Source organism: Eisenibacter elegans DSM 3317 (assembly GCF_000430505.1).
In the GTDB taxonomy this organism is placed as follows: Bacteria; Bacteroidota; Bacteroidia; order Cytophagales; family Microscillaceae; genus Eisenibacter; species Eisenibacter elegans.
Genome location: NZ_KE387153.1, coordinates 151552 through 175495, shown reverse-complemented (window position 1 = coordinate 175495; position 23944 = coordinate 151552). Strand labels below are relative to the sequence as shown.

General features: G+C 46.8%; 21 protein-coding genes. 14 read left to right on the top strand and 7 right to left on the bottom strand.

Features of this window, described 5'->3' with window-relative positions; all coding sequences use genetic code 11:
* Window positions 1-735 (bottom strand): 4Fe-4S binding protein (locus G499_RS20170; RefSeq protein ID WP_154658503.1); only part of this gene is annotated, 735 nt, incomplete at its 3' end.
* A 337-nt stretch (window positions 736-1072) separates the two neighbouring features.
* Between G499_RS20170 and G499_RS0114420 the strand changes: the two genes are divergently transcribed.
* The 5 genes from G499_RS0114420 to G499_RS0114395 all read left to right on the top strand — a co-directional run bounded on the left by G499_RS0114420 (window position 1073) and on the right by G499_RS0114395 (window position 6602).
* A complete protein-coding gene (locus G499_RS0114420; protein WP_161627761.1) occupies window positions 1073-2323 on the top strand; it encodes a S41 family peptidase in 1251 nt (416 codons plus the stop codon).
* Window positions 2324-2670: 347 nt separating this feature from the next.
* A complete protein-coding gene (locus G499_RS0114410) occupies window positions 2671-2928 on the top strand; it encodes a TIGR02452 family protein (protein ID WP_027000526.1) in 258 nt (85 codons plus the stop codon).
* Between the two features lie 382 nt (window positions 2929-3310).
* Window positions 3311-4093 carry an ABC transporter ATP-binding protein gene (locus G499_RS0114405; protein ID WP_027000525.1) on the top strand — a complete coding sequence of 261 codons (783 nt, stop codon included), beginning with the start codon at window positions 3311-3313 and terminating at the stop codon, window positions 4091-4093.
* A 33-nt stretch (window positions 4094-4126) separates the two neighbouring features.
* The gene (locus G499_RS0114400; RefSeq protein ID WP_027000524.1) at window positions 4127-5788 is read left to right on the top strand and encodes a hypothetical protein; all 1662 of its coding nucleotides are present in this window, start codon (window positions 4127-4129) and stop codon (window positions 5786-5788) included.
* A gap of 79 nt (window positions 5789-5867) precedes the next feature.
* The gene (locus tag G499_RS0114395; protein ID WP_027000523.1) at window positions 5868-6602 is read left to right on the top strand and encodes a ParA family protein; all 735 of its coding nucleotides are present in this window, start codon (window positions 5868-5870) and stop codon (window positions 6600-6602) included.
* 181 nt (window positions 6603-6783) lie between these two features.
* Here the strand turns inward: G499_RS0114395 and G499_RS0114390 are convergent, their stop codons facing one another.
* A complete protein-coding gene (locus G499_RS0114390) occupies window positions 6784-8316 on the bottom strand; it encodes a cryptochrome/photolyase family protein (protein ID WP_027000522.1) in 1533 nt (510 codons plus the stop codon).
* A gap of 601 nt (window positions 8317-8917) precedes the next feature.
* Between G499_RS0114390 and G499_RS0114380 the strand changes: the two genes are divergently transcribed.
* Window positions 8918-9322, top strand: a complete 405-nt coding sequence (locus G499_RS0114380) for a hypothetical protein (protein WP_027000520.1) — start codon at window positions 8918-8920, stop codon at window positions 9320-9322.
* 134 nt (window positions 9323-9456) lie between these two features.
* On the opposite strand, the gene G499_RS0114375 is transcribed toward G499_RS0114380, so the two are convergent.
* Window positions 9457-10467: an NADP-dependent oxidoreductase gene (locus G499_RS0114375; RefSeq protein WP_027000519.1), complete on the bottom strand. Its 1011-nt coding sequence runs from the start codon at window positions 10465-10467 to the stop codon at window positions 9457-9459.
* Window positions 10468-10681: 214 nt separating this feature from the next.
* On the bottom strand, window positions 10682-12106 hold the full coding sequence (locus tag G499_RS0114370; RefSeq protein WP_027000518.1) for a hypothetical protein: 1425 nt from the start codon (window positions 12104-12106) through the stop codon (window positions 10682-10684).
* Window positions 12107-12460: 354 nt separating this feature from the next.
* Between G499_RS0114370 and hslV the strand changes: the two genes are divergently transcribed.
* The 6 genes from hslV to prmC all read left to right on the top strand — a co-directional run bounded on the left by hslV (window position 12461) and on the right by prmC (window position 17352).
* A complete protein-coding gene (gene hslV, locus G499_RS0114365) occupies window positions 12461-13015 on the top strand; it encodes an ATP-dependent protease subunit HslV (RefSeq protein ID WP_211231627.1) in 555 nt (184 codons plus the stop codon).
* Window positions 13016-13132: 117 nt separating this feature from the next.
* The gene (locus tag G499_RS0114360; protein ID WP_027000516.1) at window positions 13133-13855 is read left to right on the top strand and encodes an LOG family protein; all 723 of its coding nucleotides are present in this window, start codon (window positions 13133-13135) and stop codon (window positions 13853-13855) included.
* A gap of 6 nt (window positions 13856-13861) precedes the next feature.
* A complete protein-coding gene (locus G499_RS20165; RefSeq protein ID WP_035727691.1) occupies window positions 13862-14809 on the top strand; it encodes a lytic transglycosylase domain-containing protein in 948 nt (315 codons plus the stop codon).
* Between the two features lie 54 nt (window positions 14810-14863).
* On the top strand, window positions 14864-15412 hold the full coding sequence (locus G499_RS0114350; RefSeq protein ID WP_027000515.1) for a YqgE/AlgH family protein: 549 nt from the start codon (window positions 14864-14866) through the stop codon (window positions 15410-15412).
* A 487-nt stretch (window positions 15413-15899) separates the two neighbouring features.
* Window positions 15900-16211 carry a hypothetical protein gene (locus tag G499_RS0114345; RefSeq protein WP_027000514.1) on the top strand — a complete coding sequence of 104 codons (312 nt, stop codon included), beginning with the start codon at window positions 15900-15902 and terminating at the stop codon, window positions 16209-16211.
* Window positions 16212-16452: 241 nt separating this feature from the next.
* Window positions 16453-17352 (top strand): peptide chain release factor N(5)-glutamine methyltransferase, encoded by a 900-nt coding sequence (gene prmC / locus G499_RS0114340; protein WP_051296282.1) that lies wholly within the window; start codon window positions 16453-16455, stop codon window positions 17350-17352.
* 179 nt (window positions 17353-17531) lie between these two features.
* Here prmC and chrA read toward each other — a convergent pair whose 3' ends face one another.
* Both chrA and G499_RS0114330 read right to left on the bottom strand, forming a co-directional pair.
* Window positions 17532-18734 carry a chromate efflux transporter gene (gene chrA / locus G499_RS0114335; RefSeq protein WP_027000512.1) on the bottom strand — a complete coding sequence of 401 codons (1203 nt, stop codon included), beginning with the start codon at window positions 18732-18734 and terminating at the stop codon, window positions 17532-17534.
* Window positions 18735-18815: 81 nt separating this feature from the next.
* Window positions 18816-19784 (bottom strand): isopenicillin N synthase family dioxygenase, encoded by a 969-nt coding sequence (locus G499_RS0114330; RefSeq protein ID WP_027000511.1) that lies wholly within the window; start codon window positions 19782-19784, stop codon window positions 18816-18818.
* A 386-nt stretch (window positions 19785-20170) separates the two neighbouring features.
* On the opposite strand from G499_RS0114330, the gene G499_RS0114325 reads away from it, so the two are divergent.
* The gene (locus tag G499_RS0114325; protein ID WP_027000510.1) at window positions 20171-20932 is read left to right on the top strand and encodes a bacteriorhodopsin-like; all 762 of its coding nucleotides are present in this window, start codon (window positions 20171-20173) and stop codon (window positions 20930-20932) included.
* Between the two features lie 198 nt (window positions 20933-21130).
* Here the strand turns inward: G499_RS0114325 and G499_RS0114320 are convergent, their stop codons facing one another.
* Window positions 21131-21343, bottom strand: coding sequence for a hypothetical protein (locus G499_RS0114320; RefSeq protein ID WP_027000509.1), 213 nt, complete (start codon window positions 21341-21343; stop codon window positions 21131-21133).
* Window positions 21344-21788: 445 nt separating this feature from the next.
* Here G499_RS0114320 and G499_RS0114315 point away from each other — a divergent pair, with 445 nt between their 5' ends.
* Window positions 21789-23405, top strand: a complete 1617-nt coding sequence (locus G499_RS0114315) for a S8 family peptidase (RefSeq protein ID WP_211231626.1) — start codon at window positions 21789-21791, stop codon at window positions 23403-23405.
* Window positions 23406-23944 lie beyond the last annotated feature (539 nt).

Genomic DNA, 23944 nt, shown 5'->3' with positions numbered 1-23944 from the left:
GGGCTTTACCTTTGGTTTGAATACAGGCTTGGCAGCGGCCTCAGTATTTTCTGTTGTTTTGGGAGTAATTGCTTTGGGTTTAGCCACAGGCTTGGCAGCAGCACTTGCCGTGGTGGAGGGCTCAGCGGTTTTGCGTGCTTTGGCCTCTTCTTTTTCTTTTTGGAAGAGCGCTAGCAAATCCATTTTTTCCTGCGCTTCTTCGGGGCTGAGGTTAGAGAAGTGATAAATCAAGTCGCTGACACTCTGCTCACTATAGTCATAGGCCTTGGTCATAGTGAGGCATTCTGTAGGGCAAACTGTGGTACAGAGGCCACAATAACAACATTTGGCCATATCGATATCAAACTTGGCCGCGTAGAGGCGTATTGGCGAACCATCAGAGGTAACGCCTACTTGCTCAGTGGCTTTGATAGGCTCGATTTCGATGCAGTCCACCGGACATATTTTGGCACATTTATCACAGACAATACAGTCGTCCATCTCATTGTGTAGCCGATAGCGCCCAATATCAGGTGTAGGGAGTGTTTCGAGCGGATAGCGAAGCGTAACTACGCCATCGGGCTGGGTAAAATAGCGCTCATCCGACACATATACTTGCAGCTGCCGGCGGCGGGCGTTCCAGAGGTGGCGCAGCGAGATGGCCAGACCTTTCCAAGAGCTAGAAATCCCCTCGCGTAGGTTGCCCCAGTAAGTGTTGTTTGCGCCTTTATATGGTTTTTGCGTAGTTTTGGTCATAACAATACAGCGTTGTGTCGCTCTTGATATATACTCAATGGAAGTTAGTTTGGAAATGGATGTTCTCAGAATCAAGAAAATCAAATCCCTAATTCAAATAAATCTTGATATATGTGTCCGTTGTAGGCATCGAAGATAGCAAGCTTAGGGCACAAAATCAATCTTTGTGTCTCTAAAGTATCTGCTTCGTGTTTAGAGAGTTGATTTTTTGATAAAAAATAGGACTATCACAACCACGACTAGGAAGGAATTGTTATTATTGTGTTCTGATACTTTGTATTACCTCAATCAACTAAAATCAATGTGTAACAATTCCTCCCTCTCAACAATAGTGCTTTTGAGCCTGTTTTTGGTATTTTCGGCTTGTAGGCAACGGTTTGTAGAGCCGACAGATTTTGACACACAATTCAAAAATGTGGTTGTAGAGCTTATGCGGGAGTGGTATTTGTGGAATACCGAAATGCCCGCCGACATTGATGTGTCGCGGTATGCAACGCCCAATGATTTGATTCGAGGTATTCGCAATCCGCAAGATCGTTGGAGTTATATTGAGGACGAAATTAGCTACTTTCAGTTTTTTGAGGCCGGCCAATTGGTGGGCTACGGGATGGGCTTACGATTTGTGAGTGCCAATGAGTTGTTTATCAGTTATGTATTCCGTGAGTCGCCAGCAGGCAAAGCGGGGCTGGAGCGTGGCGACCAGATATTGTCGATTAATGGCAAGGATTTGGCCAGTATCAGCAATATTGCCGCTGAGTTTGGCGAAAACCGCGTGGGAGTGCTAACAGCCTTACGTATTCGCAAAGCCAATGGCAGCACACAGGAGCTGAATTTGGTAAAAGAAAATCTACAAATCAATGCTGTGTTGCATCGTTCTGTACACCAAGCAGGTACACGAAAAGTGGGGTATTTGGTCTTCAATAATTTTGTCGAAACAGCCCAAGAGGAGTTAAAACAGACCCTGAGTTATTTCCAACAAGAGGGGGTCAATGAGGTGGTGTTGGATATGCGTTACAACGGTGGCGGACGCATTAGTGTGGCTGAGTTTTTGGCAAGCGCCCTAGTGCCTGCCGGCAATACAGGCAACACGTTTATCAACTACCAACACAACGCACAGAAAAGCGCCGAAAACCAAGCCATCAAATTTAAAGCCCCTGAAGTCAACCTCAACTTGAGCAGGCTAGTGGTCATCGCTACAGGCAGCACGGCCTCTGCGTCAGAGTTGATTATCAGTGGCTTGAAGCCGTATATGCAGGTCATTCAGATTGGCGACAATAGCTATGGCAAGCCTGTAGGCTCGTATGCGTGGCGCTACCAAGGGCAGGTGATTGTGCCCGTGTCTTTGGAGATGACCAATGCCAAGGGCGAAGGGCGTTATTTTGACGGGCTCCCCGCCGACGCGCTGCGCCCCGATGATGTTCGCCGCAATTTTGGCGATCCAGAAGAGTCCTGTCTCAAAGAAGCGCTGTATTACCTTCAGCACGGAGGCTTTTCTACTACACCTAGTGCACGCCTAGATCTCAGCCTGCGGCAGCAGAATCAAGACCTTTATGGGCAAGGGTTTAGGGCAGAAGTACAGGCTTTTTGACCATATCTGTTGATACATAGTAGGAATTAGTTTGGGAAATGTATATGATGTAGATTTTTGATAATCAGCAAAATAAAGTTAACAAAATCCTCAAAGCATATAAACCTTGGGATATCAATGAAAAAAACAGCGCGCATTAATCTAGCGAAGCAAACGAGCAGTATCATCGAACAGGGCCAATATCATAACCAAAATCAAGAACTGGTATTGGTACGGCCTTCTATTACAGCGACGTTGGAGGGGAGTATTTTGTATCTGGAAAATGATTTTGAGGCCGCTTTATAGGCCACCGAAGCCAATCCTACATTAGTAGCGCCCACCGATATAGAAGTAATGGATGAAACACCTTGGCCGCCTGCGAACGATTAGTGGCGGCTGGCGAAACACGGATATTGGTACTCAACTTTGCCTCGGCCAAAATGTTGGGGGCTTGGGGATGTGGGGTTTTTCAGAATGACCCCAAGACCATTGTGCAGTATTTTTATGAACACCTGACCCAAAACCCTCGGTTTGTTAACAAATTCAGGAAAATTGTTTTTGCCATCCCCGAGCGGTCTCGAAAGTCTGTAAACTTTGAGGCTTTTGTGCAGTATTTTGGCAGCTAGACAGGCTTAGGGCTTGTTTATGCCAATAAACACTCTTTGTGTGTATTTTGTCGTTGTACTCAATCAAAATTGTTTTGCGAAATGTGTTCACTGAAAATCCTTCGACCCTGATATAAATGCCTGCGGAGAACCAGAGAAGCCAAAATGAGCGCACCACGATAAAAAACAACACCCTCTAGCGCTTTGCAAAAATAACCCATAATGGAGGGTGTTTTAACCGCATCAACCGATATTCTCCAAGCAATATTTGGCCTTATGCTTCTCTTGGTATATCTTTACTTGTTAGAGCGGGTTTGAATCATTCTATGGCATCTCAAGCCATAGCACACAAACAATGCTTAGCACCTACACCATACAACGACTATTTAGCTGAACTATACTTATGAACGAAGTGGCCATACGTGTCCAAGGACTCACCAAAAGCTATTCCTCAACAGACCAACCGGTACTCAAAGACCTGAATTTTGAAATTTTTAAGGGAGAGTTGGTGGCTTATATCGGCCCCAATGGCTCGGGTAAAAGCACGACCATCAAGACGCTCACAGGCATTTTGCCCGATTTTGAGGGGAATGTTCAGGTGTTGGGAATGGACATTAGCAAGCAGGCCTATGAGGTCAAACAGCGATTGGGCTATATCCCCGAAAACGCCGTGCTATATGAAAGTCTCACCCCCTCGGAGTACCTATATTTCATAGGCCAGCTTTATGGAATGCCCACAGCCCAAATCAAGGAGAAGAGTATGGCGTTGCTGAACTTGTTTGATCTTGCCGACAACCATAAGCAACCAATGAGCAGTTTTTCCAAAGGCATGCGCCAAAAAGTGTTGCTCATTGCGGGGATGCTGCACAATCCCGAGATTATCTTCTTGGATGAGCCCCTCTCCGGCCTCGATGCCAATGCAGTGATTTTGGTCAAGGAGATTTTGAGCAGGCTCAAAGCCCAAGGCAAGACCTTGTTTTACAGCTCTCACCTGATGGATGTGGTCGAGAAGGTCGCTGACCGTATTTTCATCTTGCACCAAGGACGTATTGCCGCCTTGGGTACATTTGCCGAGCTCAAACAAAACCAAGAAGGTTCATTAGAGCAGATTTTCACCCAACTGACTGGCATCCACGAATACCAAGACCGCGCCTCGCAGTTTGTCGAAATTGTATACCAAAACTAACATCCCTACTTCACACTCCCTATTCAAAAAATTATGCCTTTATTAGGAGCTTGGCTAGTACAACTACTGGCATTTGTATACCGCCTCTTTGGGGCAGACGTGACGCAAGTCAAGGCCATTGTGGTGGCCAAGTTGCGTTCGGATGGCCGCCGCCCGCAAGGGGGTACTTTTGGTGCTCAGCAACACAGCAACCAGTCTTTTCTCACTGTTTTGGCCGTTAACGCCCTTTTTGGGGGAATAGGCAGTTTGCTCATCTTGGTATTTCCGACACTAGAGCTGAGCGCAGGGCTGTTTTTTGCGATGCTACTTTTTATGTTGGGGATGACCCTATTGAGCGATTTTTCGGCGGTCTTACTTGATACCACCGACAACCTTATCCTCTTGCCACGCCCCATCCACCAAAAAACCTTGGTTGCCGCCCGCTTTACACACATCTTGCTCTACATCGGTTCTATATCGGCGGCCTTGTCTGTCATTGCCTTTGGGGTACTGTGCTGGCGCTTTGGCGCTTTGGTAGGGCTTGGGTTTGTGTTGTTGGTAGGCTTGTTTGTCTGTTTTACGGTGGGCGTTGTGATTGCGCTCTACTTTGTGTTGATACGCTACACCAGTGAGAGCACCTTCAAAAACGCCATTATGTACCTGCAAATTTCCTTTGCCATTGTGTTTACGGCGGGCTATCAGATACTGCCAATGTTGCTGCCTAAAAACTTTGACAGCCAAGAGGCAATCTTACAGCCGGCGTGGTGGACACTGACATTGGCACCCCTTTGGGGAGGGTTCTTACTTGACAGCCTCCGCAGTGGCCTCTGGACGGGTTATCACTATGGCTACCTTGGGCTGCTTTTGGGGTCGCTAACAGCTATCTGGCTTATCATCAGCAGCTTGTCCAAAAAATATACTGAAATGATTGCCACCCTTGGCGCGGAGAGTAATGATGGGGCTACCGAACAAAAGCCCCTCCAACAGGGCTGGTATTACCGTCTTGGGGCGCGCCTTTGTCGTTGGCCTGAGATGCGGATGGGCTTTGAGTTTGCCTGGCTCATCACCCAGCGCGAGCGCCGCTACAAACTACAGAGCTACCCGCTATATGGGTTGTTTCTGGTGTTTGTCATTGTGTATTTTCGCGATTTTGAAGGGACAATACAAGATATGTACGACGATATAGCCACTTCCTCCAAACACCTGTTTTTGCTGTATGTAGGCAGCTCGTTGTGCAATATGTTTTACCTCAACACACAATACTCCGAAAGCTATCAGGCTTCTTGGATATTTGAAAGTAGCCCGATGTATCGCCCCACTTTGTTGCGTTTGGGCACGGCTTGGGCTGTTTTTGTGAAATATGTATTTCCTATTTTCATTCTACTGACTTTTGTCCTTCAGTTCATTATGGGGGCAAAAGTATGGATGGATACGCTGTTTAGTCTTTTGGTGTCAGCAGCGGCATTGCTAGTACTCGTGCTTAACAGCAACCCCCGTTATCCTTTTTCGGTCAACCCCAAGAACGCACAAGACGGCAGCAGTGCCGTGATTGTGTTTGGGGGGATGATACTGGCCGGATTGGCCGGCCTGCTACATTTTGCCCTACTACAAATCTCTGCCTGGGCTGTCCCTGCGGCTACAGTAGTTTTGGGGCTGATTGTGTTGTTTTTGCTGCGTGATGTCAAGAAATGGGACAAGCCCACCACCAAAAGATAATCACAACTTTGCCTAGTGGCGGTGATGTTGGCTTGATGTATGCGGCATATTTTTGACTACTCTAAAGAAAGAGGGACTTATGGCTATTTTTGCAGTATACAACTTCAAAGGTGGGGTAGGTAAAACCACTGCTGCGGTCAATCTGGCTTACTTGGCTGCCAAGGAGGCCAAAACACTCCTTTGGGATGCAGACCCTCAGGGTGCAGCCTCGTTTTATTATCAGGTCAAGCCCAAGCTCAAAGGCGGGGTAAAAAAACTGCTCAACCCCAAAGAAGACATCGAGCAGTTTGTGAAAGAAAGCAACTACCCACAGCTCGACCTCATCCCCTCCGACCCCTCCCAGCGGGAGATAGACCTCGTGCTCGATGACCTCAAAAAGTCTGAAAAAAAGATGCAACAGATGGTCAATGCCCTCCATACGAAATACACCTATGTTTTTATCGACTGCTCGCCCGGCCTATCACTAATCACAGAACATATTTTTTTGGTGGCAGATTATATCCTGCTACCGATGATTCCCACACCGTTATCCTTGCGCACCTACCAACAGGTGCAGGCGCATTTCCTTCAAAACAACCTCACGGCCTATAAGCTGATGCCGTTTTTTTCGCAGGTAGATATGCGCAAAAAGATTCACCGCGACTGGCTCCAAACCCAACAAAACGACCCTCAAGTGTTGCGCACCTCGATTCCCTATGCCGCAGACGTAGAAAAAATGGGCATCGAACTGGCACCACTGCCCAGCTTCGCCCCAAGAGCCGCCGCTACCAAAGCCTTCGAACAACTCTGGGCCGAAATCAAAGAACGGATTTAAGGCGCGTTATGACTACGGCTGCACAGATATTTGAGGTTGGTTCGGGCATTAGTAGCTGATTTTTTGCCACGGATGTACGAATATTTTCCCGCTTTAACGCCCTTCGCGGTTACAGGTGTTTACCACGGATGTTTGGATTTTATTCTTGCATTAGTGGCTTAGCCCAGTGTTTAGTGGGGGCTTAGAGTTCATCAAGATTTTGTAGGTATTTTTCAGCTTGTTGGAGGAGTTTTTGTTGTTCTTCGGTGTCCATTTTTTTCCAAGTATTGTAGGCCATCCCGATGCGGGGGTTGCGGGCTAACAGGCCTTCGTGGCGGTGATAAAAGTGCCAATACAGGCTGTTGAAGGGGCAAGCCCGCTCGCCGTAGCGCTTCTTTTTGTCATAAAAACAGCTACCGCAGTAGTTACTCATCTTGTCGATATAGTTGGCACTGCTGACATAGGGCTTGGTACCGACAATGCCGCCATCGGCAAACTGGCTCATCCCGCGTGTGTTGGTGATTTCGACCCATTCGATGGCATCGATGTAGATGCCCAGATACCATTCATCGACGGCATCGGGGGCGATGCCTGCCAGCAGTGCGAAGTTGCCTGTAACCATCAGCCGCTGGATATGGTGGGCATAGGCATAGCGCAACGACTGCCCTACGGCCTCGGCCATACAGCGCATGTGTGTTTGGCCTGTCCAGAAAAACGCTGGTAATGGGCGCTGGTGGTCAAAATAGTTGAGCTGGGCATAGTCGGGCATTTTGGCCCAATATACCCCCCGCATATACTCACGCCAACCGATAATCTGCCGTACAAAACCCTCTAGTTGGGCAAAACTGATGCGCTCGGGGGCAGCCTCCCAAGCCATCACAGCCACCTCTACTACTTCCAAGGGGTTGAGTAGCTTGACATTGAGCGCAAACGAAAGCCTAGAGTGAAACATAAAGGGCTCGCCCCGATACATTGCATCTTGGTAAGTACCGAAATAGGGCAGACATTCCGACACAAAAAAGCGCAGACAGGCCAAAGCCGTTTCACGCCGGGTAGGCCATATGAATTGTGTCGCTTGCACGCTGCCGATAGTTTGTATGCCGCAGCGCTCCAGCATCGAGAGAAGGGGGCTGAGGTCTTCGGTCGGGAGGTCGGGCAGGGGGATGGGTTGTTCACCTTTGTACTTCTTGCGGTTGTCGGCATCGTAGTTCCATTGGCCTGTGAGTGGCTCCTTCCCGTCCATCAGGATGTTGTAGCGCTTGCGCATATGGCGGTAGAAGGACTCCATCAAAAAAGTTTTCTTGCCTTTAAAAAACAACCCTAAGTCTTCTCTACTGCTTAAAAAGTGTTCTGTGTCAACGGCCTGTATGGAAACACCGAGTTTTTCCGAAAGTTGGGAGAGCGCTAACGATAGGCGGTACTCGTCGGGGAGTTGGTAGGCGATGGCCTGTGCGCCGGTTTGGGCTAAGAGGTGGCGGAGGTTGGCCTCAAAAGACTGCTCGTTGTGTGGGTCGTCGAGGGAGAGGTAGATGACCTGATGCCCTCCTTGGCGCAACCATTCGGCAAAGTGACGCATAGCTGCAAAAAAGCCAAGCACCTTCTGGATATGATGTCTGACATAGTCCGTTTCGCTGCGGACTTCCATCAAAACATAACAGACCTCGTGGTCGTGGGTGGCAAACCAACTGTGTTGGTGGTTGAGCTGATCGCCCAAAATCAATCGGAGTTCACGCACAAGCGATAGGGCCTAAAATCTGAAACCATCTGACAAAACGGAGACACAGTGCTGGACATCCTCCGGCCTTGGACGAGGAAACTCCCCATACCAAAGCGCTCACAAAAAGCTAAGCACTGTATTCAAGCTAACAAACTGTACGCAAAGAGAGAATGTTTGGGGGATTTCCATTTACAGGGTCTCACGCCACTGGGTATTTTCCAGATTCCACTTTGGGCTAAATCTTATTTTATCCCCAAATAAAGTTTCAGCTTGTCTCTTAGCTGCTGTTTCAAAACGCCCAATGTTGTGATAATCTTTTATATAATGCTGACCTATAAGCACTAGCAGTAATAAATGCGATATAAAATTTGGTATTCGTAGATTCTGTCAGTTGATTAGATGTCTTAAAATCGATAAGAAGCTGTTTTATATCGATAAGTAACATTTTGTTACTTATAGCCGTATATTTAAAAAACGAATCTGCATATATTCCATTCAAACCATTTAATTGCCCGGTAGTTTTATTTTTGAGGTATTTTAGGATGTTCCAAAAAACAAAGACACTTAGTGTCTCCTCAAACATAATAGCGCCGGTTAATAATCTGTTTTTCAGTACTTTATGGATAAGTTATTGTATCAGAGTGATTTTAGTAAGCTTTATTTGGAAGAGAGGCACCAACTTTTGCGACAAGTGTGGCTAGAGAACAGCCGTTACTTGACACAGCAAAGGTATAGACGAGAGATGGAGGTAATGCGTAGTATTACGTGGCTACACAAAGTGGAGCGGCTTTTGGGGGATGCCCGATTGTTTTATTACATTATCTCAGAAGAGGAGCAAGCTTGGGTTCACGCCCATATTACCGATGGCACGGAAACGGTTAGGAGGTTAGCTGTTTTGGTTTCGGCAGACGCATTTGCGCAGCAGAGCATCGATCAGTTGATGGAGCGCGTGTCGGCACGCAATTTTGATACACGTTATTTTTTGGAAGAGCAGGAGGCGCAGGCTTGGCTGCTGGAGTGCTGAAGCGAAGAAGGGCAGGCTTGGGGGCTTGCCCTTCTGGTACGGGTACCCAATCAAAATTAGTTTGGGAAATGTATGCACTAAAAACCCTTGACAGTCAGTAAAATACTGGCATAAAACTGCCACCTAAGCAGGCTTTAGTCGAGTTTGAGCATGAGTTTGCCAAAGTTTTCTCCTCTAAAAAGCATCATCAATGTTTCGGGAAAGTCTTCGACTGTTCCGGAGACAATATGGTTTTTGCCTTTTATCTTACCCTGCATCATCCACTGTGCCATTTCAGCACCGGCTTCGGCATAACGACTGGCATAATCCAAGACTACAAAACCTTCCATACGTGCTCTATTGACTAGCAAGGAGAGGTAGTTGGCAGGCCCTTCGGGGGCAGTGGTATTGTTATACTGTGAGATAGCACCACAGATAATGACACGTGCTTTGAGGCGCAGGTGTGCGAGGGCAATGTTGAGAATTTCGCCACCTACATTGTCGAAGAAAATATCGATACCCTCAGGACAATGTTTTTTGATTTCGGCGTGTAAGCGACCTTCTTTGTAATCTACACAAGCATCAAAGCCAAGCTCTTCGACTACATAGCGACATTTCTCTGCGCCTCCGGCGATGCCTACCACGCGGCAACCTTTGACCTTGGCTATCTGCCCAACCATAGAGCCGGTAGCGCCAGCAGCACCTGATATCAGCACAGTTTCGCCAGCTTGGGGCTTACCCACATCTAGGAGGCCGAAGTAGGCAGTCATGCCCGTAAGGCCGAGAGTACCGACATAGGTTTCCAAGGGAGCCATCTTTGTGTCGACTTTCTGCCACTCATCGCCAGTACCCTTGGCGTATTCTTGTACACCCCAAGCCCCTGTAACATAATCACCTGCGGTAAATCGGGGGTTACGGCTTTCGATGACTTTCCCGCCGGCTAGGGCTCGCATTACTTCTCCGATTTTTACAGGGCGGATATACGACTTACTTTCGTTCATCCAGCCACGCATAGCAGGGTCTATAGAAAGCAACGCTGTCTGTACGAGTACTTCTCCTTCGGCTAGTCCGTCGATGGTTTCTGTCTCCAGTGCCCAGTTGTCGGGCTGAGGGTCGCCTACAGGGCGTTTGGCAAGGGTCAGTTTTTTGTTTGCAATGTTAGTCATAAGCGCAAATAGAGGGGGTTAGTTTAAATAGAGGCCATGGGTGTATAGCCTCGGAGGCCTCAAGATAAAAAACATTGGGCAGATAAGCAATCTTGGCGGATAAACGGCAGTGTTTTCGCACAAAAATAAGCCCAAAAAACAAGCCCACGAGGGCAGTCGTGGGCAGAGAAGTGGCAGGAACCTCGATAAAGTATACGCCTAAAGGCTGGGTTTATCAAATTACGTTGTGTACTGGTTCGTAGCCGAAGAGCTGTTTTTCTTTGATAGCTTCGGCCACAATCTCGGGTACCATTTTTTCCCATCCGCTTTGACCCTCTTTGATCATTGCCAACACTTTGTCGGAATAAATATGAAGATTGGCCTTGTCAGCATCTGCTATATCGTCTATTTTCTGATTGACAATGAGGTATTCATACAAGTCGGTCAGGTGGCGTGGGAGTTTGAAGTTGATACAGGTGTATAGCTCTGTGGTAGAGCCTTTGGCATAAGCCGGATACACATACAGTTTGACATTGCGGCTGAATAGTGTACTGAACGATTCTAGGATACCGCCTTTGAGGTTTTCGTAGTAGCTTTCGTCAAATATTTGCTCCAGATTATAAGCACCTAACACTAAGCCGATTTTACCCTTGGTAAATTGGGATAAGAACGCGACCAAACGATAATATTCGTGATAATTCGAAATCAATACCGTTTGCCCCAAAGAGCCCAGAATATCGACCCGATCCAAAAAGTCTTGATAATCGATACCATCTCCTACTTTGAGATCATTGAGTGTAAGCTCCGAAATGGTGATAATGTTATCAGGGTTTACATCTTTTTCGTTCTTAAACTGCTCCAGCCCTGTAGTCATCATATCCACATTGACGAGTGTAACAGGCCGGAATCGACCTCTAAGGGCGAGGATATCTTTTTTGTACAGCAAGTCAGAGATTTGGAGGGTTGTACCGTCAGGGCCAAAGATAGCGGCATTAGACAGCCCGTTTTTGACCAACTGTAAGCTCAATACGCGGTTATCGATGTGTGTAAAATCAGGCCCTGTAATACGAATCATATCAACTTCAACACGCTCAGAGTTGAGGTTGTCCATCAGTGAACAAAGCAGCTTTTCGGGGTTATCTTGTAGGTAGTAGCAGCCATACATCAGGTTTACTCCCATAATACCGACTACTTGTTGTTGTTCGAGGATTTCCTTGTCAAACATCCGGATATGGATTACAGCTTCATTGGGTTCGGTGCGGGGGGTGAGCTGAAACCGCAGACCCAGCCAGCCGTGCCCTTGTGAAGTACGGGCAAAGTTGATAGTAGTAACCGTATTGGCAAAAGCAAAAAAAGGACGCTCTGCGCCCTTTGTTTCATCCAATCGTTTTTTTACCAACCCATACTCACGGCGAATCATCTTGAGTAGGCGGGGCTCACACACATAACGTCCACTGTCTTCACGGCCATAGATTGCATCGCTAAAGGTCATATCATAAGCTGACATGGTTTTGGCTACTGTGTTGGAGGCTCCTCCGGCCTTGAAAAAGTAGGCCGCAACTTCCTGACCCGCGCCTATTTCGGCGAAAGAGCCATAAGCTCCATGGTTCAGGTTGATTCTTCTGGCTTTCTCGCGGGGGCTAAGTATTCTCTCTTCCATGGTTTTTAGAGGGGGTTGGTGGGTGTTAAGGCGCTACCTCACAGCAAATACACATTTGGCACAAAAACACTGTCCCAAAACGCCTCGCTGACGATGAGGTGGGTTGATTGTTGTTCTGTGCTATAGGTAGTTGCAAATAAAGTGCCTAATACTAGTGTTTGGGGGAGTAAATATCGGATTTTTTGCCCGTTTTTTCAAGTCCTTTCTATGCTTCATTTTAAGCTTGTTCACAATATCGGGCGGGGAGGCTGATTGGGCGACCTAGGAGGTATTTTGGAATAAAAGTCGGAACTTTTTGGCCAGACAAGATGTTTTCATTAGCTTGTTTTTTGAAAGACCAACTACTCCAAAACTATGTCTCAACAAAATTTGCCCCCAACTATCCACGCCACCACGGTATTGGCTGTGCAACACCAAGGCAAGATAGCCATTGGCGCTGACGGTCAGGCCACTATGGGCAACACTGTAGCCAAGAGCAATGTACGCAAAATCCGGAAGCTATCCGAAGGCAATATCATTACCGGCTTTGCTGGCTCTACTGCCGATGCCTTTACCTTGTTGGAGCGCTTCGAAGAAAAGCTTAGCGCCTATGGCAACAACATGCGCCGGGCCGCCATTGAGTTGGCCAAAGATTGGCGTACCGATCGGTACCTCCGTAGGCTGGAGGCGATGCTCATTACGGCTTCTAACGAAGAGCTTTTGCTAATATCTGGCACAGGTGACGTAATAGAGCCAGACAGCAACGTGCTCTCTATTGGCTCGGGCAGTATGTATGCGCAGGCGGCAGCGCTTGCCTTAGTACGCCACGCCCCACACCTCAGCGCCGAGGAGATTGTGCGTGAAGCCCTCAACATCGCTGCTGATATCTGTATTTATACCAATCACAACCTCGTCATCGAGGTACTTTAGTTCCACATATAGCTGCCAAAGCATTAGGCAGATTTGCTAATCCAATTATTTTTGCTGTTATTGAGCAAAAACTGTCGCTGCCAAACGACGTAATCAGACAACAATCAATCACCTATTATGGATATTACTATGAACGAACAAGAAAGAAAAGTTAAGAAAGCCTTTGAAACCCGCAATTGGAACGAAATCAAGACAGAGGATGCTTGGGTGATTTTTAAGGTGATGGCCGAGTTTGTCAATGGTTTTGAGAAACTGGCCCAGATAGGGCCTTGTGTGTCTATATTTGGCTCTGCGCGTACTTCGCCTGAGCACCCCTACTACCAAACAGCTGAAGACATTGCTGCTAAGCTCGTACGGCACGGCTATGGAGTCATCACAGGTGGTGGCCCTGGCATTATGGAGGCCGGCAACAAAGGGGCAGCCTCTGAAGGTGGAAAGTCGGTAGGCTTGCGTATTCAGTTGCCTTTTGAAAAAGACAGCAACCTTTATGTAGACCACGACAAGCTCATCACCTTCGACTACTTCTTTGTCCGAAAGGTCGTGTTTATGAAATACTCTCAGGGCTTTATTGTGATGCCCGGCGGCTTTGGTACCTTAGACGAAATGTTTGAGGCCATTACGCTGATACAGACCAAAAAGGTAGGCAATTTCCCCATTGTGTTGGTAGGTAGGACGTATTGGCAAGGGTTGATGGACTGGCTACACCAGACGGTGATGCTGGAGGAGAAAAATATCAGCCCCAAAGACCTAGAGCTAATGCGGATTGTAGATACGCCAGATGAGGCTGTGCAAATCATCGACGAATTTTACTCTCAATATTTGCTCAAACCAAATTTTTAAACCTCTGTGTATCAACGTATAGCCCTTTGGAGCTTGCTCGGCCTCTTGGCAGTTTCGCAAGCCCTACTTTGGTATCAGATGCGCTACCAAAAGCCTAGCACCGAAGCCGTACAGGCACAGGTAGATAGCAGCATAGCCTCTCTACCACTGCCCACAGCACAGCTCCACAGGGCTTTGCCCGATAGTTTTAGTTTTGCCGGCGAGCTTGTTCCGCTCAATAAACCTGAGGTGCGCGAAGCGCTAGAGTATGAGCTGGTGAGGGTAACTTACTTTCACGTCAGTACAGTCATGAGCCTCAAGCGCGCCAAACGCTGGTTCCCGCTTATAGAGCCTATTCTAGCCCAACACAACATCCCCGAAGACCTCAAATACCTTGTCGTGGTAGAGAGTAACTTTAGCCAAGCTACTTCACCCATGCAGGCTAAAGGTTTTTGGCAATTTTTAGAAAAAACAGGGTTGGAGTTTGGCCTCCGTATCAATGCCGAAGTAGACGAGCGCTACGATGTACTCCGAGCTACCGAAGCCGCCTGCCTGTATTTCAAACAAGCACATCAGAAATTTCAAAATTGGACCTTGGCCGCCGCTTCCTACAACATAGGGATGGGAGGGCTGAAGAACTTCTTGGACGAACAGGGCGTAAGCAACTACTACGATGTAATGACTTATGCCGAAACCGATGCATACCTCTATCGGGCAGTAGCCTACAAACTATTGTTTGAGGAGCCCGAAGCAATGGGCTATGGGCAACCCGCCGGGCGGCACTATCAGCCTTGGCGTTATGACAGCATTGTGGTCGAACAACCTATTTTTGACCTCGTCGCCTTCGCCAAAAATCACCAAGTTACGTACAAAGAATTAAAATGGCATAACCCTTGGCTACGTACCAATCGCCTGACAATACTCGATACACGACGACCCTATGTGATTGTCTTACCACAGCAAAATAAAAAATAAACCACCTACTACTACTGACACCATACACCTATTATCACCATAAACTTTTTTGCCATGGACACACGTTTGAAAGGACACCTGCTCATCGCTGAGCCGTTTTTGGGCGATGCCAATTTTGAGCGCAGTGTGGTGTTGCTGTGCGAACATAACGACGACGGCGCTTTTGGGTTTGTACTCAATCAACCTTCTGAATGGTCGCTACCAGAGGTCTTGCCCCAAGTATCAGATGAGCGCTTCGGAATCTACATAGGTGGCCCAGTGGCCAACAACACCCTACATTTCCTCCATAATTATCCCGAAATCAAGGACTGCCAAGAGATTATCCCCAACCTCTACTGGGGAGGCGACTATGAGCAACTGGCCACGCTCATCAATCTAGGGCAGATAGATCCTGAAAGGCTGCGGTTTTTTGCCGGATATTCAGGATGGAGCGCCGGCCAACTCGAAGGCGAACTCAAACAAAATGCTTGGATTCATACCCGTTTAGGAGCTGAATTTATCTTCAAAACGGCTGCCGAAGGCTTCTGGCGAGCCGTACTCAAACAAATGGGGGGGAAATACAAGGCATTGGCCAACTATCCCATTGACCCTAGGTATAACTGAATCGGCGAATACCACACCACTAGACATTTTCGGAAAAGCAGCCCCGACCGTGAAACAGTACAGAGGGATTTTATCCCCAATCACAATTGGTTGGGGAAATCTGCGCACTGAAAATCCTTGAGCGGCAAGTAGATATTAGCATAAATAAACGCAGCTTGCATCCTTTTCACCAATACTTGTGTCTTTCTTGTGAACTGTGGGGTTTGAAAATGTCCAGCAGCGTGACCAAGCCATATACCCACAAATCTAAGTGTATTTATTGAGTGATTTTATTTACTAAAATACTTACAATTTTTAATTATTAAGCTGCAATATGATTTTTTTAAAGTTTCAATAGGTAATTCTCTATGTTACAAAAAGCGCTACTCAAAGGCTTCTATTTCTTTGGCTTTTCCGTGATGTAAATCTCAACACTATAGAATAGCCAAACGCTTACAGGCCACTACATACTTCGACTTAATCTTTACCAAACTTACCCGATACTTCTATGCTACAGCTATTATTCAAACAAAAATTGGCAGATGCTCTCTGGCAAAAATGCCAAGAGATAATCCAAGAAAAAGACTTGATGGATTATCAAATATTGAAATTCCCATACACCCAATGGTCTGAACAACAATACCAAAGGGCTGCAGCGCTAATAGGGATTAGTAGTTCATCCACCAGACGTGTTTTTTTGCCACAGCGTTACGAACATTACAACTTCAACACCCGCACCAAGGAAAAGTATGTCCAGTTTTTGGGTTTCAGCTCTTGGGAGGCGCTCAATGATGCTTTGGTGGCCAACAACAATGGCTAGTATCGCTGACAGACAGCATCCACGAACCTCAGCCAGAGCTTGTAGCGAAATAACACAGCCCAACCTTGTCTACGAGAGCGCGTAGGCAAATAGCACCAAAGTTTGTTTCGTGTATGGAGATGTCTTATTTTTGATAAAACCCCCACCCCACTGGATATTTCACAAACTCGCCTTTGGAAGCAAAACGAGGGGATGTTATGAAAATGTTCGGTGGGTTGTAAAACACGCATACAGTTTACCTATGGCGCTACTTCCTTTTGAAACCCCCACAAGCTTTCAAGCCTTGTTGGCAGCTTGTGAAACGTACTTATCTAGCCACTTATCAGACCATAGCCCTCAAGAATGCCGGAGTATGGCGCGCTGGCTGATAGAAGAGTTGAGCCAAATTTCCGCGCATCGTTGGGCGCTCGAAACAGGGCTGGAGCCTCACAGTCCTTGGCTCAATGCGCTGGCTACCGCCTTGCCACGGCTAGCCTCACAAGAACCCCTACAATATATTTTGGGCAAAGCCTACTTTTATGAGCATACTTGGCTGGTATCTCCGGCGGTACTTATCCCCCGACCCGAAACCGAACAGCTCGTACAAACCATACTTGATCACCCTCAAGCACTCAAGGGCTTGCAGCCCAGAGTGTTGGATGTCGGTACGGGCAGTGGCTGCATCGCCCTCAGTCTAGCGGCGGCCAACCCTAAGGCGCTCGTCAGCGGAGTAGATATATCCGACGAAGCCCTTGCGGTAGCTCGCCAAAACCAAGAACAGCTGCACTTGCGCAATGCAGCTCTCTGGCAAGATGATATCTTGAGTCCATCACCTAACTTGCTCGCCCAACGTTGGCACACGATTGTCAGCAACCCACCCTATATCCCGCTTGCCGAGCAGGCCAAGATGCGGGCCAATGTGCGGGAATATGAGCCTCATACAGCTTTATTCGTTAGTGATCAAAATCCCCTGCTTTTTTATGAAGCCATCAGCCGTTATGCACGCCAAACCCTGTATGAGGGAGGGTGGTTGTTTTTCGAAATCCATGAGAATTATGCCAAAGGAGTCGTTCACCTTCTTCAGAAGGACGGATTTGCGGGAGTAGAGATATTGCCAGATTTACAAGGGAAGGCGCGCATGGTATTGGCTCAAAAGCCTTAGGTCGGCAAGCGATGAGGCTTATACCAAGATTCACAAAATTTGTGGATTTACAGGATTTGAGTTCTTTGATTATCAAGGATTCTCAGCGTGCAGGTTTCCCAAACCAATTTCTTATATGTGTATATTAACTTTTTCTAATATAAAATTTGTATAAATGGGAAGGGTGGCAAAACAAGTTTTCAAACCAATATGCCTGCCAACTGCAACACAATGCCGGTCACCAAGCCACCCAAGATGATAAACGGGTGGGGGATTTTGGTAAACTGTAAGATAAGCGTCGTCCCAAAGATAAGCATCAAGTGCCAAGGCAGGGCTGTGTGTGGCTCGGTCAGTAGAATGGCCGCAGCAATGACCAGCCCCGCGCTTGTGGCATTGATTCCTTCAAGCGATGCCCGCACGGCGCGGTAGTGTTTGAGTCTGTCCCAAAACCGAATCACGAAAAAGATGGAAAAAGTGCCGGGTAGAAAAATCCCGGCGCTGGCCATCAAAGCGCCCAATAGTTGTCCCCAAATACCATAACTTTCCATAGATAAGACCCCTATAAAAGCCGTAAAGCAAAAGACCGGCCCGGGGATGAGCTGTGCAAGACCATAACCAGAAAGGAACTCTTCGGCAGTCATTAATTCTTTGAAGCGGACAAACTCTGTAAACAATACCGGAATCAAGACTTGCCCTCCTCCGTAAATAAAAGCACCATTGCGGTAAAAGTTGACAAAAAGCCTGATAAGCGAGGATCCGCTCAGCTCTGCCAACAACCAAGCCCCTAGGAGTACTCCCCAAAACAACCAAAAGTTAGCCCATTGGATGCGCAAGGGTGGCGGAGGGGCAGACTCAGTCGGTTGGCTTTTGTATTTGAGCGAGCCGCTGATAGTGCCGCCGATGATGACCGAAAGAGGAAAAACCCAAGGTGAGCGAATGAAATATGCCGCTACCGCCGACAAAATCACCAACCCCGCACTCATCTTGGTTTTGACGACAATCGCGGTAATCTTGATGGCCGCATAACACAAAAAGCCTACAGCCATAGGGTCTATGAGCTTCAAAAAAGCGAGGGATAAAGTGTTGGCTTTGAAAATGGAAATAGTCAGTGCAAAAATAGTCATTAGGCTGACTGCGGGCAGCGCCCACACCAACAGGGTAAGGTATGCCAAGCTAGGTCCTCCGATTTTAAAGCCCACAGCCGTAAGGGTTTGGGTGGAACTAGGGCCGGGCAAAATTTGGCACAACGCATTCAACTCTAAAAGATCTTTTTCGGAGAGGTAGCGCCTTTTCTGCACAAGAATGTCTAGAAACAAAGCAAAATGCACCTGCGGGCCGCCAAATCCGATGATAGCTAGCCACAATATATCGCGTAAAAAAACCAAATAGCGAAGCCGGCGCATATATAAAAGGTAAAGCAAAAAAAGAGAAAACACCAGAGCTTTGTATCAAAGCTCCGGCGCTTTCATAAAAATTAGAAGGAGTTATTTTTTGAGTCCGATTTCGCGCAGGCGCTCGTCCAAAAATGCTCCGGCAGTGATATCGGTATAACGTTTGGGGTTATCCTCAGTTACACAATTAGCGAGGCAGGTCAAATCCATCTCGGCACGTGGGTGCATAAAAAACGGGATAGAGTAGCGCGAAGTGCCCATACGTTCACGTGGAGGATTGACCACCCGGTGTATGGTAGACTTGAGTACGTGGTTGGTGAGGCGGTCAAGCATATCCCCTACATTTACGACCAGCTGGTCGGGTAGGGCTGTAATTGGAATCCACTTGCCGTCAAGTCGCTGTACTTCAAGGCCTTCGGCGCTAGCACCCATTAGGAGCGTGATGAGGTTGATGTCGCCATGAGCAGCCGCACGTACAGCGCCCTCAGGGATAGCCTCGGGATTGGTAATGGGGAAATAGTGGATACAACGCAGGATGCTGTTGCCCTTGTGTACCTTATCGTCGAAGTAGTTTTCGTCAAGATTTAGATACAAGGCAATAGCACGCAGGAGTTGCGCCCCGGCTTGTTCCAAAATACGATAAGCTTCGAGCGTAGTAGGCTCCATTGTCGCCAATTCTTTGGGGAAAATATTGGGAGGGTATTCTGCGTGCAAGGGGTCATTGGGGTCGTCGAGGGTTTGGCCTATTTGGAAAAATTCCTTCAAATCGCCTACGTTATGGTCTTTGGCGTGTTCTTTTCCCTTGCCGGTGTAGCCGCGTTGGCCTGCCAACTCAGGGTCTTCGTATTGTTGCTTGATTTGTTCAGGTTGGGCAAAAAACGCTTCTACAATTTCATAAAGGCGTTTACGCAATTCTTCACTAAGCCCGTGATTTTTGACAGCCACAAAGCCAAAGTGTGTAAAGGCTTCTCCCAATTGTTGCACAAAAGCAGGCTTGCGTTCGGGGTTGGCAAAGTCTGCCAAGTCCACAGAGGGTATTTCGTTATAAAGAATAGGATCCATATTATCGACTAAGTTTGCAATAGATAATCAAGATACGATTTATCAACTTGCAAAACAATAAAAAAAAACAGCAACTCTAAAATCCTAGCCAATAAACTGCGCATATAGGCGCGAAATAATCAGTATACAGCCCAAGAGTTGAAACCCAAGTAGGGGAGCATACAGACAACATAAACGCTTATCCAAGCATTTAGCGCAAAGTTTGTGAGTTGCCAAAATACCCGGTAAGGTGTACAGAATGCTTATCGAGCCAGGGTTTGGAAAATAAAAATCTATTTTGTTTAACTTTTATAGTCTAAAACTAAACAAAGTAAAAGCATATCAAGTTATGACCTAAAATATTACCAAAAAAATATTCGTATAGTTCAAATTAAACCCCCACACTTATGTCTACTCAATTGTTTTCCATTCTGTTGGCAGATGCCGTAGCGCTTCAGGCCAATGATTATGTAGGTTTTACTTTCTTCATCGGTTTTATGGCGATGACAGCCGCCTCGGTGTTTTTCTTTATCGAGAGCAACCGTGTAGAAGGCAAATGGAAAACCTCATTGGTGGTGTCAGGCTTGATTACATTTATCGCAGCCGCTCACTATTGGTACATGCGCGATTACTGGTTGCAAACAGGCACCTCGCCCACACAGTTTCGTTACATCGATTGGATTTTGACTGTTCCTTTGATGTGTGTTGAGTTTTATCTTATCCTCAGAGCCTTTGGCGCTACTACGGCCTTGCTCTGGAAAATGATTGGTTACTCCCTGCTAATGCTTGTGGCCGGATACTTGGGCGAAACCGTCTACCGTGACAATAGCGTACTATGGGGCGTTATCTCTACTGTCGGGTATGTAGGTATTTTGTACGAAACTTGGTTTGGCTCTGCCAAAAAGTTAGCGCAAAGCTCCAACGATCCTGTGCTCAATCAGGCTTTCAGTGCCTTGGCCTGGTTTGTATTGGTAGGATGGGCTATTTATCCCATAGGATATATGGCTATCGAAACCGACGGCTGGCTACGAGGAGTGTTGGCTATCCAAAACATGGATTTGATTTACAACATCGGTGATGCAGTCAACAAAATCGGGTTTGGCCTGGTGATTTATAGCTTGGCAGTCAACTCAATGGCCGCTGAGAAAGCCAAAGTGATGGCCAAATAAGCAGCCACAATTAGCGAATAAAATATAGCCAAGCAACACTGGTTTGGGAAATGTATGCATTGAAAACTCTGTGAATCCTCAAATCAAGTAAAGCTTGGAATAATTCGCCAAACAAAGCCAAAGGAGACTCTTGCAGGGGTATACCTTTGGCTTTTTTGTTTGTTTGGCATACCGGCGCGAGCTTATGTCTACTCGTTTTTAGCGCCGGAGTTCGTGAAGAGGCGCTTCTTCTCGGGGAAGATCAATACCCGGAGGCAAGTCTAGTATTGGGCCTGAGGGGCGGATGTCTACCCCGCCGTCATCATCATTATTGGAAGATACTTTTTCAGTACGGCTCACACGGTAGATCACATATCCTACTACGCCTACATGCAATGCCAAAATCAGCAGGTAATCAAGTGAGAAAATCATCGAATCAGTGTTTTTGAAATGTTAGGAGGATTATACACTCTCTGTTGCTATACGTAAAACCCGCCGGATGTTTGCAAAAATAGTTTCAAAATCGTTAAAACCTCTCCGAAAACCTCAAAAATAATACAGATAACCAACAGTATCGGAGTATTTTGGAGGCTGCGGCTAGAACCATTAAGGGGCAGAAAAATAGCCTAGGGCTTCAGTGTTGGTAGAATACGAGGCCTTATTTTGGTACAAAAGCCTCCCAATCAAGTCTAAAGCCCGCCTTAGGTTACTATGATTTTGAGTGTTTACGCAATGCTTCAATGGAGGCATACGGCTTGATGGCTTGCGAAAATCTATCAGTAGCAGACGCAAGAAACAAAATTTTTATGTATCTTGCTCGTTTAAGGAACACCGTTCCTTTTATAGACCAAACTCTCTATTACTAACGATTTCGTATATGTTTCGAAACAAATCTCTAGTCCTTCCGGTATTGGCCTTGGGACTGTCTGTAGCAGCAGTTCCGTTAATGGCCCAAGACGAAGCCCCACAAAATTGGCATCATCTTGACGCTTCCAAAGATAAGATTCGTGGTGTGAGCAGTAGCCGCGCTTATGATGAATTGCTCAAATCCAGAAAATCGAGCACCGTAGTGGTAGCAGTGATTGATTCGGGCATTGACATCCAACATCCTGACCTGAAAAATGTTATTTGGGTGAATAAAGGCGAAATTCCCGGTAATGGTATCGATGATGATGACAATGGATATGTTGATGACATCAATGGCTGGAACTTTATCGGAGGTGCTGATGGCACACACGTTGACCAAGACACGTATGAGCTTACCCGCGAATATGCACGCCTAAAGTCTAGCTATGATGAGAAGAGTGAGGACGATATTCCGGCAGATAAGAAGGAGGAGTTTGCTTATTACCAAAAACTTAAGAACAAGTTCAACAACAAGGTGCGCGGGATGCGTCAAAACAAAAGCGGCTTTGACCAAATCGCCAATATGTACAATGATGCGAGCAGTGTCATTACAAAACATCTTGGAAAAGAGGAGTTTACTCCAGAAGAGCTGCAAGATATCCAGACTGAGGACGATGCCGTAAATACGGCCATCTCACAAATCAACTACATCCTGATGATGGGCATTACAGCGGAAGACCTCAAAGAAGCCGAAGAATATTTTGATACAGCACTCAACTATGGGTACAACCTTGAGTTTGACCCGCGCCACATCGTAGGCGACAACTACGCCGACGGCAATGAGCGTATCTATGGCAACAATGATGTGATAGGCCCTGACGCAACTCACGGCACACACGTGGCCGGCATCATCGCAGCAGAGCGCAAAAACGGCATCGGAATGGACGGTATCGCCGACAACGTGCAGATTATGGTCTTGAGAGCTGTACCCAATGGCGATGAGCGCGACAAAGACATTGCCAATGCCATCCGGTATGCAGCTGACAACGGCGCGCATATCATCAATATGAGCTTCGGGAAAGAATTTTCGCCACAAAAACAACTAGTGGACGATGCCGTAGCCTATGCTAGCCAAAAAGGAGTGCTATTCATACACGCTGCCGGCAACGACGCGAAAGACGTAGACACAGAAGACAACTTCCCCAACAGATACTACCTCAATGGCCAAACTGCCGAGCAATGGATTGAAGTAGGAGCCTCATCTTGGGGGGATGAATCCAATTTTGTGGCTGGCTTCAGCAACTACGGTCAAAAAGAAGTAGATGTATTTGCTCCCGGAGTAGACATTTATGCTACAGTTCCTGGCAATGAGTACAAAAACCTTAGCGGAACCAGTATGGCCGCACCAGTAGTGGCCGGCATTGCTGCTGTACTCAAAAGCTATTATCCTGACCTGAACGCTGCACAGTTGAAACAAATCATCAAAGAATCATCTGTCAAACAGTATAAGGAAACCAAAGTCAACAAACCCGGCGGTGGGGATGTCGTTTTTGGGAAACTTTCTAACACCGGTGGCCTAGCCAACCTCTATGACGCGCTCAAAATGGCAGAGGCAATGAGCAAAAAAGACAATAAAAAGAAAAAATAAGCCATCGACATATACCACTAACATTTTTGGAAAAGCAACTCGGAGCTGGAACTCCGAGACAAGCTAAGACCTCATTTTGGGGTACAATTAGGCTTAATCCACAGTTTTAACGGTGGGATTTGAAAAATGTCCAGTGGCATACTACCAACAGCCATTCCGATTATCCGGGGTGGCTGTTTTCATTTCCAAAGGAGGTACAATGGACAATGGACTGACTTTGGGTAGCTTTTTGTAATTGGTCCTCAAGTCCTCAAAAGCCTCCCTAGCGACAGGTTTGTAAACCTATTGCTAAGGAATTGCGGCAAATTTATGGAATAATATGTGTGATTTTTAATGTAAAATAGTATTTTTAATATACGATAAATGATATTTACTTGCAATATTGCTATCAATCGTGTATCTTAACCAAAACTTCGCGCACTGTATGTCCTTGTATAACGCCACTGGACTTTTTTGGAAAAGCAGTTCGGAGCTCCAACTCCTAGACAAACTGTAGCCTTATTTGAGGATAATTTGGAAAATGTCCAGTGGCGTGTGCT

What these genes read in the sequence shown, in the direction of transcription:
- G499_RS0114325 (WP_027000510.1), top strand. Translation starts at nt 20,171, where the DNA reads ATGTCTACTCAATTGTTTTCCATTCTGTTGGCAGATGCCGTAGCGCTT.
- prmC (WP_051296282.1), top strand. Translation starts at nt 16,453, where the DNA reads ATGGCGCTACTTCCTTTTGAAACCCCCACAAGCTTTCAAGCCTTGTTG.
- G499_RS0114315 (WP_211231626.1), top strand. Translation starts at nt 21,789, where the DNA reads ATGTTTCGAAACAAATCTCTAGTCCTTCCGGTATTGGCCTTGGGACTG.
- G499_RS0114330 (WP_027000511.1), bottom strand. Translation starts at nt 19,784, where the DNA reads ATGGATCCTATTCTTTATAACGAAATACCCTCTGTGGACTTGGCAGAC.
- G499_RS0114400 (WP_027000524.1), top strand. Translation starts at nt 4,127, where the DNA reads ATGCCTTTATTAGGAGCTTGGCTAGTACAACTACTGGCATTTGTATAC.
- chrA (WP_027000512.1), bottom strand. Translation starts at nt 18,734, where the DNA reads ATGCGCCGGCTTCGCTATTTGGTTTTTTTACGCGATATATTGTGGCTA.
- G499_RS0114345 (WP_027000514.1), top strand. Translation starts at nt 15,900, where the DNA reads ATGCTACAGCTATTATTCAAACAAAAATTGGCAGATGCTCTCTGGCAA.
- G499_RS0114380 (WP_027000520.1), top strand. Translation starts at nt 8,918, where the DNA reads ATGGATAAGTTATTGTATCAGAGTGATTTTAGTAAGCTTTATTTGGAA.
- G499_RS0114370 (WP_027000518.1), bottom strand. Translation starts at nt 12,106, where the DNA reads ATGGAAGAGAGAATACTTAGCCCCCGCGAGAAAGCCAGAAGAATCAAC.
- G499_RS0114360 (WP_027000516.1), top strand. Translation starts at nt 13,133, where the DNA reads ATGGATATTACTATGAACGAACAAGAAAGAAAAGTTAAGAAAGCCTTT.
- hslV (WP_211231627.1), top strand. Translation starts at nt 12,461, where the DNA reads ATGTCTCAACAAAATTTGCCCCCAACTATCCACGCCACCACGGTATTG.
- G499_RS0114375 (WP_027000519.1), bottom strand. Translation starts at nt 10,467, where the DNA reads ATGACTAACATTGCAAACAAAAAACTGACCCTTGCCAAACGCCCTGTA.
- G499_RS0114350 (WP_027000515.1), top strand. Translation starts at nt 14,864, where the DNA reads ATGGACACACGTTTGAAAGGACACCTGCTCATCGCTGAGCCGTTTTTG.
- G499_RS0114405 (WP_027000525.1), top strand. Translation starts at nt 3,311, where the DNA reads ATGAACGAAGTGGCCATACGTGTCCAAGGACTCACCAAAAGCTATTCC.
- G499_RS0114320 (WP_027000509.1), bottom strand. Translation starts at nt 21,343, where the DNA reads ATGATTTTCTCACTTGATTACCTGCTGATTTTGGCATTGCATGTAGGC.
- G499_RS0114395 (WP_027000523.1), top strand. Translation starts at nt 5,868, where the DNA reads ATGGCTATTTTTGCAGTATACAACTTCAAAGGTGGGGTAGGTAAAACC.